Below are 17,624 nucleotides of genomic sequence, written 5' to 3' on the forward strand. Positions count from 1 at the left end.
CACCTTCCCCGTGGTCCGTCCCGAAATACGGCCACCTGCATGACGGCCTCGCAGGATGTTACGCGAGGTGGGCCCGCCATCCTCAGACGACGACGTCGGCGTGGCCCTGGTCACCCCGGGTGTCCAGGAAGTCCGAACTGGCCGACCGCCCCGGAGCGCGGCCCTACGCTTGCGCCCATGCGTGTACGTCGAACCCTGGCCGCCGTGGCCGTCCTGCCCCTCGCCCTCGTCGCAGCCGCCTGCGCACCCGAGTCGGACGGTGGCTCGTCCGCGACCGGCTCGTCCTCCGGCAGCCCGAGCGCCGACGCGTGCGCCACCGGCTCGCTCCCGCTGAAGACGGCGGGCCGGCTGACGATCGGCACCGACTCCCCGGCGTACGAGCCGTGGTTCGTCGACAACGACCCGACCAACGGCAAGGGCTACGAGTCCGCCGTCGCGTACGCCGTGGCCGAGCAGCTCGGCTTCGGCAAGGACCAGGTGACGTGGGTCAAGGTCCCCTTCAACTCCTCCTACGCGCCGGGCGCGAAGAAGTTCGACTTCGACATCAACCAGATCTCGATCAGCGAGAAGCGCGCCCAGGCCGTCGACTTCTCCGACGGCTACTACTCCGCCGCGCAGGCCGTGATCGCGCTCAAGGGCACCCGCGGTGCTGAGGCCGCGAGCCTGGCGGACCTCAAGGGCCTGCGGCTCGCCGCCCAGACCGGCACCACCTCGCTGACCGCGATCCGGGACGTCATCAAGCCGGACACCGACCCGGTCGTCTTCGAGGACACGAACGCCGCCAAGCAGGCGCTGCAGAACGACCAGGTCGACGCCATCGTCGCCGACCTCCCGACCGCGTTCTACATCTCGGGCGCGGAGATCGAGAACAGCGTGCTGATCGGCCAGTTCCAGCCCGAGACCGGGGAGCAGGAGGAGTTCGGCCTGCTCTTCGAGAAGGGCAGCAAGCTCGTCCCGTGCGTGAACTCCGCCCTGGGCGCGCTGCGTGAGGACGGCACCATCGACCAGCTCGAGAAGCAGTGGCTCTCCGACGTCGTGGACGTACCCGTCCTCCAGTGAGCGAGTGGTCCCCGAGCCCCCACGAGCTCGAACGACGGCGGCTGCGCCGGCAGCTGCGCACCCGGTCGGTGCTGATCGCGACCGTGATGACGGTCGTCGCCTTCGTCGTGCTCACCCTCGGGATCACCGGGTCGCCCGGCTGGGCGTCGGTCAAGGAGTACTTCTTCAGCCGGGACGACGCGCGCGAGGCGCTGCCGGCCATCTGGGACGCGATCTGGCTGAACATCAAGATGTTCCTCGTCGCGGAGGTCTTCATCCTGATCTTCGCGATGCTGATCGCGATGGCCCGGGTGAGCCGGTCGCCGTGGCTCGTGCCGCTGCGGCTGGTCGCGGTCGTCTACACCGACGTGGTCCGTGGCATCCCCACGATCCTGCTGGTCTACCTGCTGGCGTTCGGCATGCCGGCGCTGCGGCTCGGGGGACTGCCGACCAGTGCGTTCTTCTGGGCGACGGTGGCGCTGATCATCTCCTACAGCGCGTACGTCGCCGAGGTCTTCCGCTCGGGGATCGAGTCGGTCCACCCCTCGCAGTGGGCGAGCGCGGAGGCCCTCGGCCTGTCCCGCGGGCAGTGCCTGCGCCACGTCGTGATCCCGCAGGCGGTGCGCCGCGTCGTACCCCCGCTGCTCAACGACTTCGTCTCGCTCCAGAAGGACACCGCGCTGGCGTCGGCGGCCGGGGTGTTCGAGGCGGTCTTCGTCGCGCGGGACTACGGCAACTACAACTTCAACTACACCCCGCTCGTCGTGGTCGCCTGCTTCTTCATCGTGCTGACCGTCCCGCTCGCGCGGGCCACCGACTGGCTCAGCGCGAAGTACCGCCGCCGCGAGCTGGCAGGTGTCCTGTGAGCGAGCTGCTGACCGTCTCGAACCTGCGCAAGTCGTACGGCGAGCGTGTGGTCCTCGACGACGTCTCGCTCACCGTGCAGCAGCACGACGTGATCTGCCTGATCGGGTCGTCCGGCTCGGGCAAGTCGACCCTGCTGCGCTGCCTGAACCTGCTCGAGGACATCGACGACGGGATCATCACCTTCGACGGCCGCGAGATCTCCGACCCCCGGGTCGACGCGCGCGAGGTGCGCTCGCGGATCGGGATGGTCTTCCAGGCCTACAACCTCTTCCCGCACCTGAGCGTGCTCGACAACTGCACCCTGGCGCCGCGGCGCGTGCACGGCGTACGACGGGCCGACGCGGAGGCGCGCGCCCTGTCGCTGCTGGAGAAGTTCGGTCTCGCCGACCACGACGCCCAGCACCCGGACCGGCTCTCGGGCGGTCAGCAGCAGCGCGCCGCCCTGGTGCGGGCGCTGTGCACGTCGCCGACCCTGCTGCTGCTCGACGAGATCACCGCCGCCCTCGACCCCGAGCTGGTGGGCGAGGTGCTCGCGATCGTGCGCGCGGAGGCCGAGGCCGGCATGACGATGGTGATCGCCACCCACGAGATGGCCTTCGCCCGCGACGTCGCGACCTCCGTGTGCTTCCTCGACCAGGGCCGGATCCTCGAGCAGGGTCCCCCCGCCGAGATCTTCAGCAACCCGCGCGAGGAGCGGACGCGGGAGTTCCTGCGGCGGGTGCTGCCGGACTGAGGGTGGGCGGTGGGCAATCCACCGTTCGGGTGGGGCGGCTGCCGGTGGCGGATCCACCAGATGTGCTGGTCGGATCGGTGGATTGCGCACCGCTCGGGCGGGGTGGGGGCGGTAGCGGTGGCGGATCCACCGAATGTGCCGGTCGGAACGGTGGATCACGCACCGCTCGGGCGGGGTGGGGGCGGTAGCGGTGGCGGATCCACCGAATGTGCCGGACTGGACGGTGGATCACGCACCGCTCGAGCGATAGCGGTCGTGGCGCGGTCCGACTGCCGCGGACAGCTTCCCGAAGAGCGCCTCCCACTCCTGGCCGAAGGCCGGCGGCGGTCCGTCGTACCCGCCCCGGAGCAGTGCGCGGTAGACCTCTCCGACCATCGTGCGCGGACGGAGCAGCCGCTCCTTGGTGACCTGGACGTAGTGCGTGTCGGACGCACGCATGAGCGCGTAGCGGTCGATGTCCTTGCTGTAGACCCCGCGATCCTCCTGGTGCTGCGCGCCTTCGTACTCGACGACCGTGCGCCAGCTCCGGTATACGAGGTCGCCGATCACCTGCACGTCCTCGCGGACATTGATTGCGACGTTCGACTGAGGCCTCGGCAGGCCGGCGAACTCCAGGACCGCGCGGAGCTCGCTCTCCTTGAGCGAGCGTGACCGCGCATCGAGGTGGTCCAGCAGCCAGACCGCCTCGTCGGCCCCGTCGCGCCACAGGCAGGACAACGCGAAGGAGCGGATGGCGTCGACCGTGGTGTGACCTTCGTGCAGCAGCCAGTCGCCGACCTTGATCGCGTCGAGCACGCGAGCCTGCGCGCAGAAGGCGACGAACGCGGCCTCGACGATCACCCCGACCCCGTCGGTCGGCGGCAGCCGCTTGGTGCGGTGGAGGAACACCTTGTCGAACGCCAGGTGCAGCTCTCCCTCGATCACGAAGTGCAGCGGGAGTCGTGGTCCGAAGTCCAGACCGAGCTGCTGCAGGCGCGTGATGCCGGTCAGCCGGGCGCGCCCGGGCAGCGCCAGACGCGCGGCAGTCACCCAGTCCGCGTCGGTCATGCGGTGCTCCGCGCACCGGAAGACCCGCGGACAGAGCCGGACGAATCGCCGGGCGTCGAGCTGACGGTCGGTGAGGCCGAGGGCGCGGGCCTCCTGTCGGGTGAAGGGCCTGTCGGTCAGGGCCTCAGGTATCGGTCGCATCCGCCCAGTTGACGGCGATCGCTGGGCATCCGCCGATGCGCTCGAGCGCGCTGTGGACAGCGGCGTCGCGGGCCCGGCCTGTGGACACTTGGCGGCGGTGCAGGATCCACCGAGTCGTACGCCGCACTCCGTGGATAGCCCACCGCTACCGCCGTCGCCCAGGGCCGGCGGTGGGGGATCCACCGAGTGGTACGCCGTACCCGGTGGATAGCCCACCGCCACCGCCGTCGCCCAGGTGGACCGCCCACCGCCCCACGCAGCCCCCGGTGGATAGCCCACCGCCACCGCCACCACCGCCGTCCCCGACGACCGTGACACCAGTTCTGTCATGATGCCCGACATGACGTACGAGCTGGGACAGGGCACCGGACCGCTGCGGGGAGTGAAGGTCGTCGAGATCGCGGGGATCGGGCCGGGGCCGCACGCGTGCATGATCCTGGCGGACCTCGGGGCGGACGTGATCCGCATCGAGCGTCCGGGCGGTCAGGCGCTCGCGGGCGGGGCGACGATGCTGCTCAACCGCGGCCGGCCGAGCGTCGCGCTCAACCTCAAGGACCCGCAGGCGGTCGCCACGGTGCTGGAGCTCGTCCGGACCGCCGACGTCGTGATCGAGGGCATGCGGCCGGGCGTGACCGAGCGGCTCGGGCTGGGCCCGGAGGACTGCCTCGCCGTCAACGAGCGGATCGTCTACGGCCGGATGACCGGCTGGGGCCAGGACGGCCCGCTGGCGCAGGCCGCCGGGCACGACATGAACTACATCGCCATCACCGGCGCGCTGCAGATGATGGGCCAGGACAAGGCCCGCCCGCACTTCCCGAGCAACCTGGTCGGAGACTTCGGCGGTGGATCGACGTACCTCGTCATCGGCATCCTCGCCGCTCTCCTCGAGGCGCGGCTCTCCGGCAAGGGGCAGGTGATCGACGCGGCGATCGTCGACGGCACCGCCCACCTCAACGCCATGTCCGCCGCCTTCCTCGCCAGTGGCGGCTACACCGAGGAGCGCGCGGCCAACCTGCTCGACGGCGGCGTGCCCTTCTACGACATCTACGAGACCTCCGACGGCAAGCACCTGAGCGTCGGGTCGCTGGAGCCGCAGTTCTTCGACGCGCTGGTCACGACCCTCGGGGTCAAGGAGACCTGCCCGGGTCAGGGCGAGCCGGAGCGGTACGACGAGATGCGCGGCGTCCTCACCGACACGTTCCGGACCCGGACCCAGGCCGAGTGGGTCGAGATCTTCGAGGGCACCGACGCCTGCGTCGCCGGCATCATCCCGCTCACCGAGGCCGTCGAGCACCCGCACATGAAGGCCCGGGGCGTCTTCGTCGAGCACGAGGGGCTGGTCCAGCCCACGCCCGCCCCGCGCTTCTCCCGTACGCCGCCGACGCTGACGCTCCCGCCCCCGAGGGCCGCCGGCGAGCACACCCGAGAGGCGCTCGCCGCCTGGGGGATCGACGGCGTCGACGACCTCGTCCAGCGTGGCGTCGCCGTCCAGACCTGACGCCGTCCGCGGCCCTGCCGACCGGCGGCACCGCCCGGCCCTAGGCCTGTTGACACATATTCAGTAAGGTGGCAGGCATGACCGAGCACCTCGACGTCCTGGTGGTGGGCGCCGGCCTCTCCGGCATCGGCACCGCCGCCCAGCTCCGCAAGCAGCACCCGCACCGCAGCCTCGCCGTGCTCGAGATGCGTGACGTGAGCGGCGGCACCTGGGACCTCTTCCGCTACCCGGGCGTCCGCTCCGACTCCGACATGTTCACCCTCGGCTACCGCTGGCGCCCCTGGCGCGGCGAGAAGGCGCTCGCCGACGGCCCGTCGATCCTGCAGTACGTCCGTGACGTCGCGCGGGAGTACGGCGTGGACGAGCTGATCCGTTACCGACAGCGCGTCGTGCGCGCCGACTGGGACAGCGCCACCGCGCGGTGGACGGTCCAGGTCGAGACGCCCGACGGCCCGCACGAGATCTCGGCCGGCTTCCTGCTCGGCTGCACGGGCTACTACGACTACGAGGGCGGCTACGCCCCGGTCTTCCCCGGCCAGGACGAGTTCGCGGGGCAGGTCGTGCACCCCCAGCAGTGGCCCGAGGACCTCGACTACACCGGCAAGAAGGTGGTCGTCATCGGCAGCGGCGCGACCGCCGTCACGCTGGTGCCCGCGATGGCGCCGGACGCCGAGCACGTGACGATGCTGCAGCGCTCGCCGACGTACATCCTCTCCGCGCCCGGCCGCGACCCCATCGCCCGGCGGCTGCAGCGGCTGCCGGAGCGGATCGCCTACCCGATCGTGCGCTGGAAGAGCATCCTGATCGCGCTCGCCAGCTACCAGCTCAGCCGCAAGCGCCCCGACGTGCTGCGCAGCTTCATCCGCAAGAACACCATCAAGGCGCTGCCGCCCGAGATCGACGTCGACCAGCACTTCAAGCCGACCTACGACCCCTGGGACCAGCGCCTGTGCCTGGTGCCGGACGGCGACCTCTTCCAGGCGCTGCGACGCGGTACGGCGTCGATCGTCACCGACACCATCGAGACCTTCACCGAGACCGGCATCCGGCTCACCTCCGGCGAGGAGATCGAGGCCGACCTCGTGGTCACCGCCACGGGCCTGAAGATCCTGCCGTTCGGCGGCATCACGCTCGGCGTCGACGGCCAGGACGTCAAGGTCCACGACACCATGGCCTACAAGGCGCTGATGCTCAGCGGCGTCCCCAACTTCGCCTACACGATCGGCTACACCAACGCGTCGTGGACGCTCAAGGCCGACCTCGTCACGGAGTACGTCGTCCGCCTGCTGCGCCACATGGACGAGCACGGTCACCGCCAGGTCGTCGCCGAGCGCGACCCGGCCGTGGGGGAGCGGCCGTTCATGGACTTCTCGTCCGGCTACGTGCTGCGCGCGCTCGACGAGGTGCCGGTGCAGGGTGACCGCGCTCCGTGGCTGCTCAAGCAGAACTACGTCTCCGACGTGCGCACCATCCGTCGCGACGACATCGAGGACGGCGTCCTGAGGTTTGCCTGACGGCCCGATCGGTCACCCCTGAGGTAGACAACCAAGGAGGCAGACATGGGTCTGGGAGACAAGGCAGAGAACAAGGTCGAGAACCTCAAGGGCCAGGGCAAGGAGTCGGCTGGCAAGGCCACCGGCAACGAGCAGCTCGAGGCGGAGGGCAAGGGCGACCAGGCCTCCTCGAAGGTGAAGGACGCCGGCGAGAAGGTCAAGGACGCGGTCGGCGACGTCAAGGACGGCTTCTCCAAGTAGCACCACGAGCGTCGAGAAGTACCCAGCATCACACCGCGTCGATGTGGGTCTGACGGGCTGCTGCGTCTACAGTTGTCGAAGCAGCCCGTTCAGTCTTGCCTCGGGCTTCGGCCGATCTCCTCGAGATCGAGCCCCTCACATCGTGAGGCAGCTTCTCCGCTCCTCGCCCGCACGGCGAGGTTCAGCTTGGCGAGACACGCCAACAGTGAGTGATCTTCTCTTGTCTACTGCAGTGTCTGCTGCGGGCTTCGCCGAACTCGGCGTCCCCGCCTCCCTGACCGTCGTCCTCGCGGACCTCGGCATCACCTCCCCGACTCCGATCCAGGCCGCCACGCTGCCCGACTCCCTCGCGGGTCGCGACGTGCTCGGCCGTGGCCGCACCGGCTCCGGCAAGACGTACGCGTTCCTGCTGCCGCTGGTCGCCCGCCTCGCCGCCTCCGGCAGGACCGCCCAGTCCCGCAAGCCGCGCGCGCTGATCATGGCGCCGACGCGTGAGCTCGTGAACCAGATCAACGAGGCCCTCAAGCCGCTGGCGAGGACCGCCAACCTCAGCACCCAGACCGTCTTCGGCGGCGTCGGCCAGAACCCGCAGGTCCAGGGCCTGCGCAAGGGCATCGACATCGTCCTGGCCTGCCCCGGCCGGCTCGAGGACCTGATGGGCCAGGGTCACGTCGACCTGAGCCAGGTCGAGATCACGATCCTCGACGAGGCCGACCACATGGCCGACCTCGGCTTCCTGCCCGGCGTCCGCCGGATCATGGACCAGACGCCCCGCACCGGTCAGCGCCTGCTCTTCTCGGCGACGCTCGACAAGGCGATCGACGTCCTGGTCAAGCGCTTCCTGCAGAACCCGGTCACCCACCAGGCCGACTCGGCGCAGTCGCCGGTCGCGCTGATGGACCACCACGTCCTGCACCTGCCGCGCGAGCACCGCGTCTCGGTCCTCACCGACCTGACGAGCGCCCCCGGTCGCACCGTCGTCTTCACCCGCACCAAGCACGGCGCGAAGGCGCTGACGCGCCAGCTCAACAGCAACGGCGTGCCGACGGTCGAGCTCCACGGCAACCTGAGCCAGAACGCCCGCACCCGCAACATGGAGGCGTTCCACTCCGGCAAGGCCACCACCCTGGTCGCGACCGATATCGCCGCGCGCGGCATCCACGTCGACGACGTGGCGCTGGTCGTCCACGCCGACCCGCCGGTCGAGCACAAGGCCTACCTGCACCGCTCCGGTCGTACGGCGCGCGCGGGTGCCAAGGGCACCGTCATCACCCTGATGACCGACGAGCAGGTGCGCGACGTGCGCGACCTGACCCGGGCCGCGGGCATCAAGCCCACGACCACCAAGATCAACGGCGCGAGCCACCCGCTCCTCGCGGAGCTCGCTCCCGGCGAGCGCTCGCTGCCCGGTGGCCTGGTCACCGAGGCGACGTTCGAGGGCAACCGCTCCGCCGGTGGCGGCGGCGGTGGCCGACGCGGTGGCGGTGGCGGCGGTCGTCGCTCCGGCGGTGGCGGACGCTCCGGCGCCCCGAAGTCCGGTGGCGCGCCCAAGTCCGGCGGTGCTGCGAAGTCCGGGTCCGCCAAGTCCGGCACCGGCGGCGCGCGTCGTCGTCCGGCGGCGGCAGCCTCCTCGGGCGGCAGCCAGCTGCGCCACAGCAGCGCGTCCTTCAGCTCCGGCCGCCGCTGATCGGCGCCCTCATGTGTGACGTTGTCCGGGACGGGGTGTGGGAGCACCCCGTCCCGGGGACAGCGATCTCGTGGGGGTGAGCGCGGTGCGGCAGGCGGTGACGATCGGGTTCCTGGTCGCAGGCACGGTCCTGCTCGGGGTCTCGTTCCGCATCGAGCCCGGCAGCGTGTGGTTCTACCCGTCCGCCCTCGCGCTCGCCGCGGTCTGGGCGGTCGGTGCGCTCGCCAGCGGCCCCGTGCCGCTGGGAGACCGTCGGGTCCTCCCTCCCCTGGCCGTCGGGGTGCTGCTGGCCGGCGTGTTCGTGCTCGGCGCGTTGATCGTGCGCGAGCTGTCGGTCCTCGATGACCAGGTCGCCGCGGTCACGGCGTACGCCGTGCGCGGCTCCGGACCGCTCGTCGCGGCGGTCACGCTGGTGACCGGCGCCGGCGAGGAGCTCTTCTTCCGCGGCGCCGTCTACGACCGCTTCCCGCGGCGCCCGGTCGTCGCCACCACCGCGGTGTACGCCGTGGTGACCCTCGCGACCGGCAACCTCGCCCTGGTCCTCGCCGCCATCCTGCTCGGCCTCGTGGTCGCGCTGGTGCGCCGGTGGTCCGGCGGCGTGCTGGCCCCCATCGTCGTCCACGTCACGTGGTCGCTCGTGATGCTGCTCGCGCTGCCCCAGCTCTTCTAGTCCTGGGCGACCGCGAGCCGGACCGCCTCGGCGTACGTCATCGGCTCGTCCGGGAGCAGGTCGCGGATCGAGTGGTCGGTGACGATCACCTCGGTGCCCATCGAGTCGATCAGGTTGCGCCCCGTGGTGGTGTCGACGTCGGTGACGAACGAGATCCAGCGTGACGACAGCCCCGGCGTCAGCAGCGGCACCGTGATGATCGGAACCGTGCGGCCCTGGATGACCTCGGCCGCCTGCTGCAGCATCTCGACGTACGTCAGCTGCTCGGGCCCGCCGATCTCGAAGACCCGCGCGTACGCCGCCTCCAGGCCCACGACACCGGCGAGGTAGCGCACCACGTCGTCGAGGGCGATCGGCTGGGTCCGGGTCGCGGCCCACTTCGGCACCACCATCGCCGGCAGGTTCTTCACGAGCTGGCGGGTCATCTCCCACGAGATGCCGCCCGCGCCGACCACGATCGCGGCACGCAGCACGGTGACCGGCACGCCGGCCTCGCCGAGCAGCCGCTCGACCTCGCGGCGCGAGCGCAGGTGGGCGGAGAGCTTGTCGGAGTCCTTGCCGAGACCGCCGAGGAAGACGATCTGACGCACGCCGCAGGCAGCGGCGGCGAGCCCGAAGGCGCGCGCGGCCTCGGCGTCCTTCTGCTCGAAGTCGTCGTCGTCCAGCGAGTGCACCAGGTAGATCGCGACGTCGACACCGTCCAACGGGGCCGCGAGGCTGCCGGGATCCGAGACGTCGCCCGCCACCGGGTCGCCGGGACCGTCGTACGCCTCGGGGCGGCGGGTCATCGCGCGGACGTCGTGGCCGCGGTCGATGAGCTCGGGCACCAGCCGGCTCCCCACGAATCCGGTCGCGCCGGTCACCAGTACCTGCACTCGGTCCTCCTCGTTGCGGCTGCGGCTCACCCGACGATGTACCCAGTCGCGGGGCGTTCAGCGAGCGCGGCGGGCGATGTCCTCACGACGAGTCTCGTCCATGGCCGCCTCGTACGCCGACACCAGGCTGGCGATCGAGAGCGGCTTGAGCCGCTCCACGACTCCGCGGAGGGTGTCGGCCGAGGCGCCCTCGGCGCGGTAGACCGGCCACACCATGGTCCGGAAGAGCTCGTTGAGCTCCTTGGCGAGCTGGCGGCCGTGCTCGGCGTACACCTCCGCGGCGGCGAGCGCAGCCTCGACCGGGAAGCCCAGGTCGAGCAGCCCGAGCCCGACCGAGAGCTGCGACACGGCGACCTCGTAGCGCCCGCGCTTGGCGGGGAAGACGATGCCGAGCGCGGACAGGGTGGTGAGCTCGTCGTCGGTCAGCGGCCGGCCGGCGCGGGTCTCCAGCTCGGCGCGCGACATCTCGACGGGCAGGTCGGCCTGCCACGGCGCGAGCATCGTGCGGTGCAGTGCGATGTCCTCCGGCGTGGCCTCCGCTGGGATCCGGGCGACGTACCGCTCGATCGCGGACAGCGTGAAGCCGTGGGCCTGGAGCTCCTGGACCAGCTCGAGCCGGGCGACGTGGTCGGGGGTGTAGTAGCCGGACCGGCCGCGGCGCAGGGGCGGCGGCACCAGCCCCTTGGTCGTGTAGAACCGGATGTTGCGCACGCTCATGCCGACCCGGGCGGTGAGCTCGTCGAGGGTCAGCAGCTCCCGCAGGGACTCGACGCTGTCGTCCATGGCTCTCCTCGGTCGTCGCCGGGCCGTGACGTGCGCCACAACACCCGACTCCTTGACGGTGACAGTAATAGTGTCACAATCGAGCGCAGGCACTCCGATTGACACCGATCCCCCCATTCTCTGAGTAGGACGTCATGGCTGAAGCATTCGTGTACGACCACATCCGGACTCCTCGCGGCAAGGGCAAGGCGGCGGGCACGCTGCACGAGGTCAAGCCGGTCGACCTGGTCGTCGGGCTCCTCGACGAGATCCAGGTGCGCAACCCCACGCTCGACCCCGCCCGGGTCGACGACGTCGTCCTCGGCGTGGTCTCGCCGATCGGCGAGCAGGGCGGCGACATCGCCAAGACCGCGGCCCTCAAGGCCGGCTACCCCGACACCGTCGCGGGCGTGCAGCTCAACCGCTTCTGCGCCTCCGGGCTCGAGGCCGTCAACCAGGCCGCGTCCCGCGTGCGCGGTGGCTTCGAGGACCTGATCCTCGCCGGCGGCGTCGAGTCGATGAGCCGCGTGGCCATGGGCTCCGACGGCGGCGCCTGGGCCTCCGACCCGGCGACCGCGTTCCAGGCCGGCTTCGTGCCCCAGGGCATCGGCGCCGACCTGATCGCCACCATCGAGGGCTGGAGCCGCGACGACGTCGACGCGTACGCCGCGGAGTCGCACCACCGCGCGGCCAAGGCGTGGGCCAACGGCTACTTCGCCAACTCCGTCGTGCCGGTCCGCGACCTCAACGGCCTCACCGTCCTCGACCACGACGAGACGATCCGCCCGGACACCAGCCCCGAGGGACTGGCCGGGCTGAAGCCGAGCTTCGCCGGCATCGGCGCGGACGCCGGCTTCGACGACGTCGCGCTCGAGAAGTACCACTGGGTCGAGCGGATCAACCACGTCCACCACGCCGGCAACTCCTCGGGCATCGTCGACGGCTCGGCGCTGGTCGCGATCGGCAGCGAGCAGGTCGGCTCCGACCTGGGGCTGACGCCGCGCGCCCGGATCGTCTCGGCCGCCGTCTCCGGCGCCGACCCGACGATCATGCTGACCGGGCCCGCCCCGGCCGCGCGCAAGGCACTGGCCAAAGCCGGCCTCGAGGTCGGCGACATCGACCTCTTCGAGATCAACGAGGCCTTCGCCGCCGTGGCCCTGCGGTTCATGCGTGACATGGGCATCGACTCGGAGATCACCAACGTCAACGGTGGCGCCATCGCGATGGGCCACCCGCTCGGTGCGACCGGCGCGATGATCCTCGGCACGCTCATCGACGAGCTCCAGCGACGCGACCTGCGCCGCGGCCTCGCCACGCTCTGCGTCGGCGGCGGCATGGGCATCGCCACGATCGTCGAGCTGGTCTGAGCGATCCGCGACCAGAGCGCCGTACGAGCAGACTCTCCAGAACAGGACTTCAGATGAGCACCAGCACCACCGAGCAGACCGCGGTCCGCTACGACCGCGACGCCGACGGCATCGTCACCCTGACCCTCGACGACCCGACCGCCAGCGCGAACACGATGAACGAGCTCTACCTCGAGTCGATGGCCGCGGCCGTCCAGCGGCTGTACGACGAGCTGGCCGCCGATGAGGCCAGCGTCACCGGCGTCGTGATCGCCAGCGCGAAGAAGACCTTCTTCGCCGGCGGCAACCTCAAGAACATGGTCACGGCGACCAAGGACGACGCCGGGTCGGTCTTCGCGATGGGCGAGGCCGTCAAGGCCGGGCTGCGCAGGCTCGAGAAGTTCCCGAAGCCGGTGGTCGCGGCCATCAACGGTGCCGCCCTCGGCGGTGGCTTCGAGATCTGCCTGGCCACCAACCACCGGATCGCCGTCGACGACGACAAGGTGCTGATCGGGCTGCCCGAGTCGACGCTCGGCCTGCTGCCCGGCGGCGGCGGCGTCACCCGCGTCGTACGCCTGCTCGGCCTGCAGCAGGGCCTGATGGACGTGCTGCTCCCCGGCACCCAGTTCAAGCCCAGCGCCGCCCGGGAGAAGGGCCTGGTCGACGAGCTGGTCGCCACCCGCGAGGAGCTGGTCCCGGCCGCGAAGGCCTGGATCAAGGCCAACCCGGACGAGTCGCAGAACCCGTGGGACAGGCCCGGCTACAAGATGCCCGGCGGTACGCCGAAGTCCCCGGCTCTCGCCGCGTTCCTGCCGGCCTTCCCGGCGCTGCTGCGCAAGCAGACCAAGGGCGCGCTCTACCAGGCGCCGCGGGCGATCCTGTCCGCCGCCGTCGAGGGCGCCTCGGTCGACTTCGAGACCGCCTCGCGCATCGAGTCGCGCTACCTGACCAACCTGATCGTCAACCAGGGCTCGAAGAACATGATCCAGGCGTTCTTCTTCGACCTGCAGGCCATCAACGCCGGCAAGCTCCGCCCGCAGGGCATCGAGCCCTACAAGGCCGTCAAGGTCGGCGTCCTCGGCGCCGGCATGATGGGCACCGGCATCGCCTACTCCTGTGCCCGCGCGGGCATGGAGGTCGTGCTCAAGGACGTGAGCGCCGAGGGCGCGGCCACGGGCAAGGCCTACTCCGAGGCGCTCAACGCCAAGGCCGTCTCCCGCGGCAAGCTGACCGAGGAGAAGTCGCAGGCGCTGCTGGACCGGATCACCCCGACCGCGGACCCGGCCGACCTGGCCGGCTGCGACCTGGTGATCGAGGCCGTGTTCGAGGACCCGGCGCTCAAGCAGCAGGTCTTCGCCGAGATCGCGCCGTACGTCAACGCCGACGCGCTGCTGTGCAGCAACACCTCGACGCTGCCGATCACCGAGCTCGCCACCGGCGTCGACCGCCCGGCGGACTTCATCGGCCTGCACTTCTTCTCCCCCGTGGACAAGATGCCGCTGGTCGAGATCATCAGGGGCAAGGAGACCTCGGACGTCGCGCTGGCGAAGGCGTACGACATCGTCCAGCAGATCCGCAAGACCCCGATCGTCGTCAACGACAGCCGTGGCTTCTACACCTCGCGCGTCATCGGCACGATGGTCAACGAGGGCCTGGCGATGCTCGCCGAGGGCGTCCACCCCGTCAGCATCGAGCGCGCGGGCACGCAGGACGGCTACCCGGTCGGTCCCCTCCAGCTCAGCGACGAGCTGAACATGGAGCTGATGGCCAAGATCGGCAAGGCGAGCAAGGACGCCGTCGAGCGCGACGGCGGCACCTACACGCCGCACCCGGGCGAGGCCGTCGTCGCGAAGATGATCGAGATCGGCCGTCCGTCGCGGCTCAAGGGCGCCGGCTTCTACGAGTACGTCGACGGCAAGCGCACCGGCGTCTGGTCGGGGCTGGCCGAGACGTTCCCGGTCGCCACCGAGTCGATCCCCTTCGAGGACATCAAGGACCGGCTGCTCTTCGTCGAGGCCATCGAGACCGCCAAGTGCTTCGAGGAGGGCGTCATCGAGTCGGCCGCCGCGGCCAACATCGGCTCCATCATGGGCATCGGCTTCCCGGCCCTGACCGGTGGCGCCGCGCAGTTCATGACCGGCTACGAGAGCACCGCGGGACAGGTCGGGCTCGGTGCCTTCGTGGCTCGCGCCGACGAGCTGGCCGAGAAGTACGGCGACCGCTTCCGCCCGACGGCCTACCTGCGCGACCTGGCCGCCTCCGGCGGCTCGTTCCCGGCCTAGCAGTGGGGGTCCTGCTCCTGGTCCGGCACGGCCAGGCGTCGTTCGGCAGCGCCGACTACGACGTCCTGTCCGAGACCGGCTGGGAGCAGGGCCGCCTGCTGGGCGCCTGGCTCCGCGAGCGCGGGCCGAGCCCGACCGCCGTTGTGCGCGGAGGGATGCGGCGCCACCGGGAGACCGCCGAGGCCGCCGGCTGGCCCGAGGCCGCGGTCGACCCGGGGTGGGACGAGTTCGACCACCTCTCGGTGGTCAGGGCCCACCCGGAGGCGCCGGGCGGCGACGTCGACCGCCGGGAGTTCCAGCGCGTCTTCGAGCTCGCGACCGCTCGCTGGACCGCGGGCCTGCACGACGACGAGTACGCCGAGTCGTGGTCGGCGTTCCGCGACCGGTCGACGGCCTCCTTTGACGCCGCCTGCGCGCAGGCCGGCCCCGGGCGGGTCGTCGTGGCGGTGACCTCCGGCGGCGTGATCGCCGCGCTCTGCGCCGCGCTGGTCGACCCGCAGGCCGATGCGGCGTCGTACGCCCGTCTCTGGAGCCGGTTCAACACGGTGCTCGTGAACTCCTCCGTCACGCGCGTGGTCGTCGGATCCACCGGTCCCCGGCTCCTGACGTTCAACGAGCACCCGCATCTCGAGGGCGGCGCGCTCACCTATCGGTGACCGAGTTCTGGCATCTCGGCGACAGGAGCGCTCCGGGTCAGGATGATGGCCACGTGCATGAGAGCTCGGGGCCCGTCGTCGTGGTTCGTGGCCTGCGGGTCCGCTTCGGCGAGGTCGAGGCCGTCGCCGGCATCGACCTGACGGCCTACGCCGGCCAGGCGACCGCCCTGCTGGGGCGCAACGGCGCCGGGAAGTCCACGACGATGAGGGTCCTGGCGGGGGTGCTCCCGCCGACGGAGGGCGCCGCCCTGGTCGCCGGTCACGACCTGCGCACCCACTCGCTGGCCGCACGGCAGGCGACCGGCTACTGCCCGGACGTCGGGGGACTGGTGCCGCGGGCGACGCCTTGGGAGCACCTGCAGCTCGCCGCCCGGCTCCGGCGGCTGGACGACTGGGAGGACCGCGGCCGCGACCTGCTCGAGCGCTTCGAGCTCGGCGACGTCGCGCACCGGGTGACCGCCGGCTTCTCCCACGGCATGGGCCGGCGGCTCTCCGTGGTGCTCGCCGCGCTGCACCGGCCAGCGGTGCTGCTGCTCGACGAGCCCTTTGACGGGGTCGACCCCGTCGGCGTCGAGGCCACGCTCGAGGTGGTCGCCGACGCCCGGGCCGACGGTGCCTGCGTGCTGGTGTCGACCCACCTGCGCGAGCTCGCGGTCGAGGCGTGCTCCACGGCCCTCGTGCTGCGCGGTGGGTCCGAGGTGGCCCAGCTCTCCGCCGCCGAGATGGCGGGCGAGGAGGGTGCCCGTGCCTACCGCAGCCTCCTCGACTGAGGCGCTCGCGCGCAGCGTCGCCGACGTCGGCCACCTGGTCCGCTTCCGCGCGACCCGCAGCGGCGGGCGATCCGCGCGCCGGGCCTGGGTGGTGCTCGCCGCGCTGACGCTCGCCGCGCTCGTCGTGCCTCTCTACCTCCCCGGCGCGCGCACCGGGGCGCGCGCCTTCGACGTGCTGCTCATCCTCCCGACGGCGATGGCCGGGGTGCTCCTGCTCGCGACCGTCGCGGCCGTGACCACGGGTGGCGGGCGCGAGCTGCTGCCGCGCGAGCAGGCCGTCGCCTACCCCGTCAGCCCCACGACCGACCATCTCGGTGCCCTGCTGCTGGCCCCGCTCAACATCGCGTGGCTGCTCCAGGCCTGGGTGCTGGTGGGCTGCACGTCGTACGCGCTCGGCTGGCAGATCTGCCTCAGCGCCCAGCCCGGCATCCTGCTGTGGCTGGTCGTGGCCACCGCCGCGGCGCAGGCGGCCGCCTGGCTCGTGGAGGGCGTACGCCGCTACCGGCACGGCATCGCCGTCGTGCGGGGGACCGGCCTCGTGCTGGTGGGCGGCGCGGTGGCGATCCAGCTCACCGCCGGCTGGGGCGCGCTCGTCGACCGGATGCCGACCGTGTGGCTGACCGTCGGGCTGATCGGTGGCTTCTCGTGGCGCTGGGCGCTGACCGTGGTCGTCGAGCTGGCTCTGGTGCTCGTGCTGGTCGCGATCGGAGCAGCCGCCGCGCACTGGGCCGATCGCCGGATGCCGCGCGACGAGCTGCGCACCGAGACCGGGACGTTCGTGGCCCGCCCGACTCCCCGCACCGACCTGGTGCTCCTGGTGCGCCTCGACTGGTCCTCGGTGTGGCGGACCGTGCCGATGCGCCGGGGGCTCGCCACGCTGGCGGTCGCTCCCGGGCTGATGGCGCTGGCCGCGCAGCTGCCCTGGACCACCATCCCGGTCCTGGCCGCCCTCAGCACGGCGGGCGGCGCCCTGCTCTTCGGGGTCAACGCCTGGTGCCTCGACGGTCGCGGCGCGCTGTGGCGCGCCAGCCTCCCGGTCGGGCCCGAGGTCGTCTTCGCCGCGCGCTCCCTCGTGCTCGGCGCGATGCTGCTCGGTGCCTCGGGCGTCACCATCGGCCTCGCCGCGCTCACCGCCGCGGCGCCCACCTCGGCCGAGCTGGCCGCGGTGGTCGCCACCTGGCTGGTCGTCGGCCTGCAGGTGGTGTCGGCCTCGATGCGCTGGTCCGGCCGGCACCCGTACGCCGTCGACCTGCGCTCGGCGCGGGCCACGCCCGCGCCGCCGGTCGCGATGGTGGGCTACTCGGCCCGGCTGGCGGTGTCGACCACCCTGACCGCGTCGTTCTTCTCCGCCCTGGCCCACCTGCCCGACCCGCGGACCTCGATCGCGTTCGCGCTGCCCTTCCTGTGCTGGTCCGGCCTCCGGCTGGTGCGCGCGCAGCACCGGTGGTGCGACCCGGTGCTGCGGGCGCGGGTGATCGCGACGGTCGCCGCCTGACCG

The 17,624-nt window shown here is 71.6% G+C and carries 16 protein-coding genes; 13 read left to right on the plus strand and 3 right to left on the minus strand.

Annotation, left to right across the window (positions count from 1 at the left end):
- The first annotated feature begins 177 nt into the window (after nt 1-177).
- From N542_RS0110245 to N542_RS0110255, 3 genes are read left to right on the plus strand one after another with little or no spacing between them, the layout of a single operon-like run.
- Nucleotides 178-1,059 (plus strand): ABC transporter substrate-binding protein, encoded by an 882-nt coding sequence (locus N542_RS0110245; RefSeq protein WP_028643833.1) that lies wholly within the window; start codon nt 178-180, stop codon nt 1,057-1,059.
- Complete coding sequence (locus N542_RS0110250; protein WP_036507257.1) at nt 1,056-1,904, plus strand: amino acid ABC transporter permease; 849 nt, start codon at nt 1,056-1,058, stop codon at nt 1,902-1,904. The genes N542_RS0110245 and N542_RS0110250 overlap by 4 nt, the downstream gene beginning before the upstream one ends.
- On the plus strand, nt 1,901-2,638 hold the full coding sequence (locus N542_RS0110255; RefSeq protein WP_028643835.1) for an amino acid ABC transporter ATP-binding protein: 738 nt from the start codon (nt 1,901-1,903) through the stop codon (nt 2,636-2,638). Before N542_RS0110250 ends, N542_RS0110255 begins: the two co-directional genes overlap by 4 nt.
- A gap of 228 nt (nt 2,639-2,866) precedes the next feature.
- On the opposite strand, the gene N542_RS26610 is transcribed toward N542_RS0110255, so the two are convergent.
- A complete protein-coding gene (locus N542_RS26610; RefSeq protein ID WP_028643836.1) occupies nt 2,867-3,826 on the minus strand; it encodes a hypothetical protein in 960 nt (319 codons plus the stop codon).
- A 340-nt stretch (nt 3,827-4,166) separates the two neighbouring features.
- On the opposite strand from N542_RS26610, the gene N542_RS0110265 reads away from it, so the two are divergent.
- The 5 genes from N542_RS0110265 (at nt 4,167) to N542_RS24335 (ending at nt 9,435) form a co-directional block, all read left to right on the plus strand.
- Nucleotides 4,167-5,324 (plus strand): CaiB/BaiF CoA transferase family protein, encoded by a 1,158-nt coding sequence (locus N542_RS0110265; RefSeq protein ID WP_028643837.1) that lies wholly within the window; start codon nt 4,167-4,169, stop codon nt 5,322-5,324.
- Nucleotides 5,325-5,401: 77 nt separating this feature from the next.
- Nucleotides 5,402-6,838: a flavin-containing monooxygenase gene (locus N542_RS0110270; RefSeq protein ID WP_028643838.1), complete on the plus strand. Its 1,437-nt coding sequence runs from the start codon at nt 5,402-5,404 to the stop codon at nt 6,836-6,838.
- A 45-nt stretch (nt 6,839-6,883) separates the two neighbouring features.
- Nucleotides 6,884-7,078: a CsbD family protein gene (locus tag N542_RS0110275; RefSeq protein ID WP_028643839.1), complete on the plus strand. Its 195-nt coding sequence runs from the start codon at nt 6,884-6,886 to the stop codon at nt 7,076-7,078.
- A gap of 232 nt (nt 7,079-7,310) precedes the next feature.
- Nucleotides 7,311-8,765, plus strand: a complete 1,455-nt coding sequence (locus tag N542_RS0110280; protein WP_028643840.1) for a DEAD/DEAH box helicase — start codon at nt 7,311-7,313, stop codon at nt 8,763-8,765.
- A 76-nt stretch (nt 8,766-8,841) separates the two neighbouring features.
- On the plus strand, nt 8,842-9,435 hold the full coding sequence (locus tag N542_RS24335) for a CPBP family intramembrane glutamic endopeptidase (RefSeq protein WP_051551593.1): 594 nt from the start codon (nt 8,842-8,844) through the stop codon (nt 9,433-9,435).
- On the opposite strand, the gene N542_RS0110290 is transcribed toward N542_RS24335, so the two are convergent.
- Nucleotides 9,432-10,310, minus strand: coding sequence for an NAD(P)H-binding protein (locus N542_RS0110290; RefSeq protein WP_028643841.1), 879 nt, complete (start codon nt 10,308-10,310; stop codon nt 9,432-9,434). The genes N542_RS24335 and N542_RS0110290 overlap by 4 nt on opposite strands.
- Before the next feature lie 57 nt (nt 10,311-10,367).
- The gene (locus N542_RS0110295; protein WP_028643842.1) at nt 10,368-11,093 is read right to left on the minus strand and encodes a MerR family transcriptional regulator; all 726 of its coding nucleotides are present in this window, start codon (nt 11,091-11,093) and stop codon (nt 10,368-10,370) included.
- A gap of 134 nt (nt 11,094-11,227) precedes the next feature.
- On the opposite strand from N542_RS0110295, the gene N542_RS0110300 reads away from it, so the two are divergent.
- Genes N542_RS0110300 through N542_RS0110320 form a run of 5 tightly spaced genes read left to right on the plus strand, consistent with a single transcriptional unit; the run spans nt 11,228 to nt 17,621 of the window.
- Nucleotides 11,228-12,439 carry an acetyl-CoA C-acetyltransferase gene (locus tag N542_RS0110300; protein WP_028643843.1) on the plus strand — a complete coding sequence of 404 codons (1,212 nt, stop codon included), beginning with the start codon at nt 11,228-11,230 and terminating at the stop codon, nt 12,437-12,439.
- 53 nt (nt 12,440-12,492) lie between these two features.
- Entirely contained in the window at nt 12,493-14,700 is a 2,208-nt protein-coding gene (locus N542_RS0110305) for a 3-hydroxyacyl-CoA dehydrogenase NAD-binding domain-containing protein (RefSeq protein ID WP_028643844.1), read from the plus strand.
- A 2-nt stretch (nt 14,701-14,702) separates the two neighbouring features.
- Nucleotides 14,703-15,356, plus strand: coding sequence for a histidine phosphatase family protein (locus N542_RS0110310; RefSeq protein ID WP_028643845.1), 654 nt, complete (start codon nt 14,703-14,705; stop codon nt 15,354-15,356).
- Nucleotides 15,357-15,409: 53 nt separating this feature from the next.
- The gene (locus tag N542_RS0110315) at nt 15,410-16,126 is read left to right on the plus strand and encodes an ABC transporter ATP-binding protein (RefSeq protein ID WP_028643846.1); all 717 of its coding nucleotides are present in this window, start codon (nt 15,410-15,412) and stop codon (nt 16,124-16,126) included.
- Entirely contained in the window at nt 16,101-17,621 is a 1,521-nt protein-coding gene (locus tag N542_RS0110320; protein ID WP_036507261.1) for a hypothetical protein, read from the plus strand. Before N542_RS0110315 ends, N542_RS0110320 begins: the two co-directional genes overlap by 26 nt.
- Nucleotides 17,622-17,624: the final 3 nt, after the last annotated feature.

The sequence above is a fragment of the Nocardioides sp. URHA0020 genome, from assembly GCF_000620705.1.
GTDB lineage: Bacteria > Actinomycetota > Actinomycetes > Propionibacteriales > Nocardioidaceae > Nocardioides.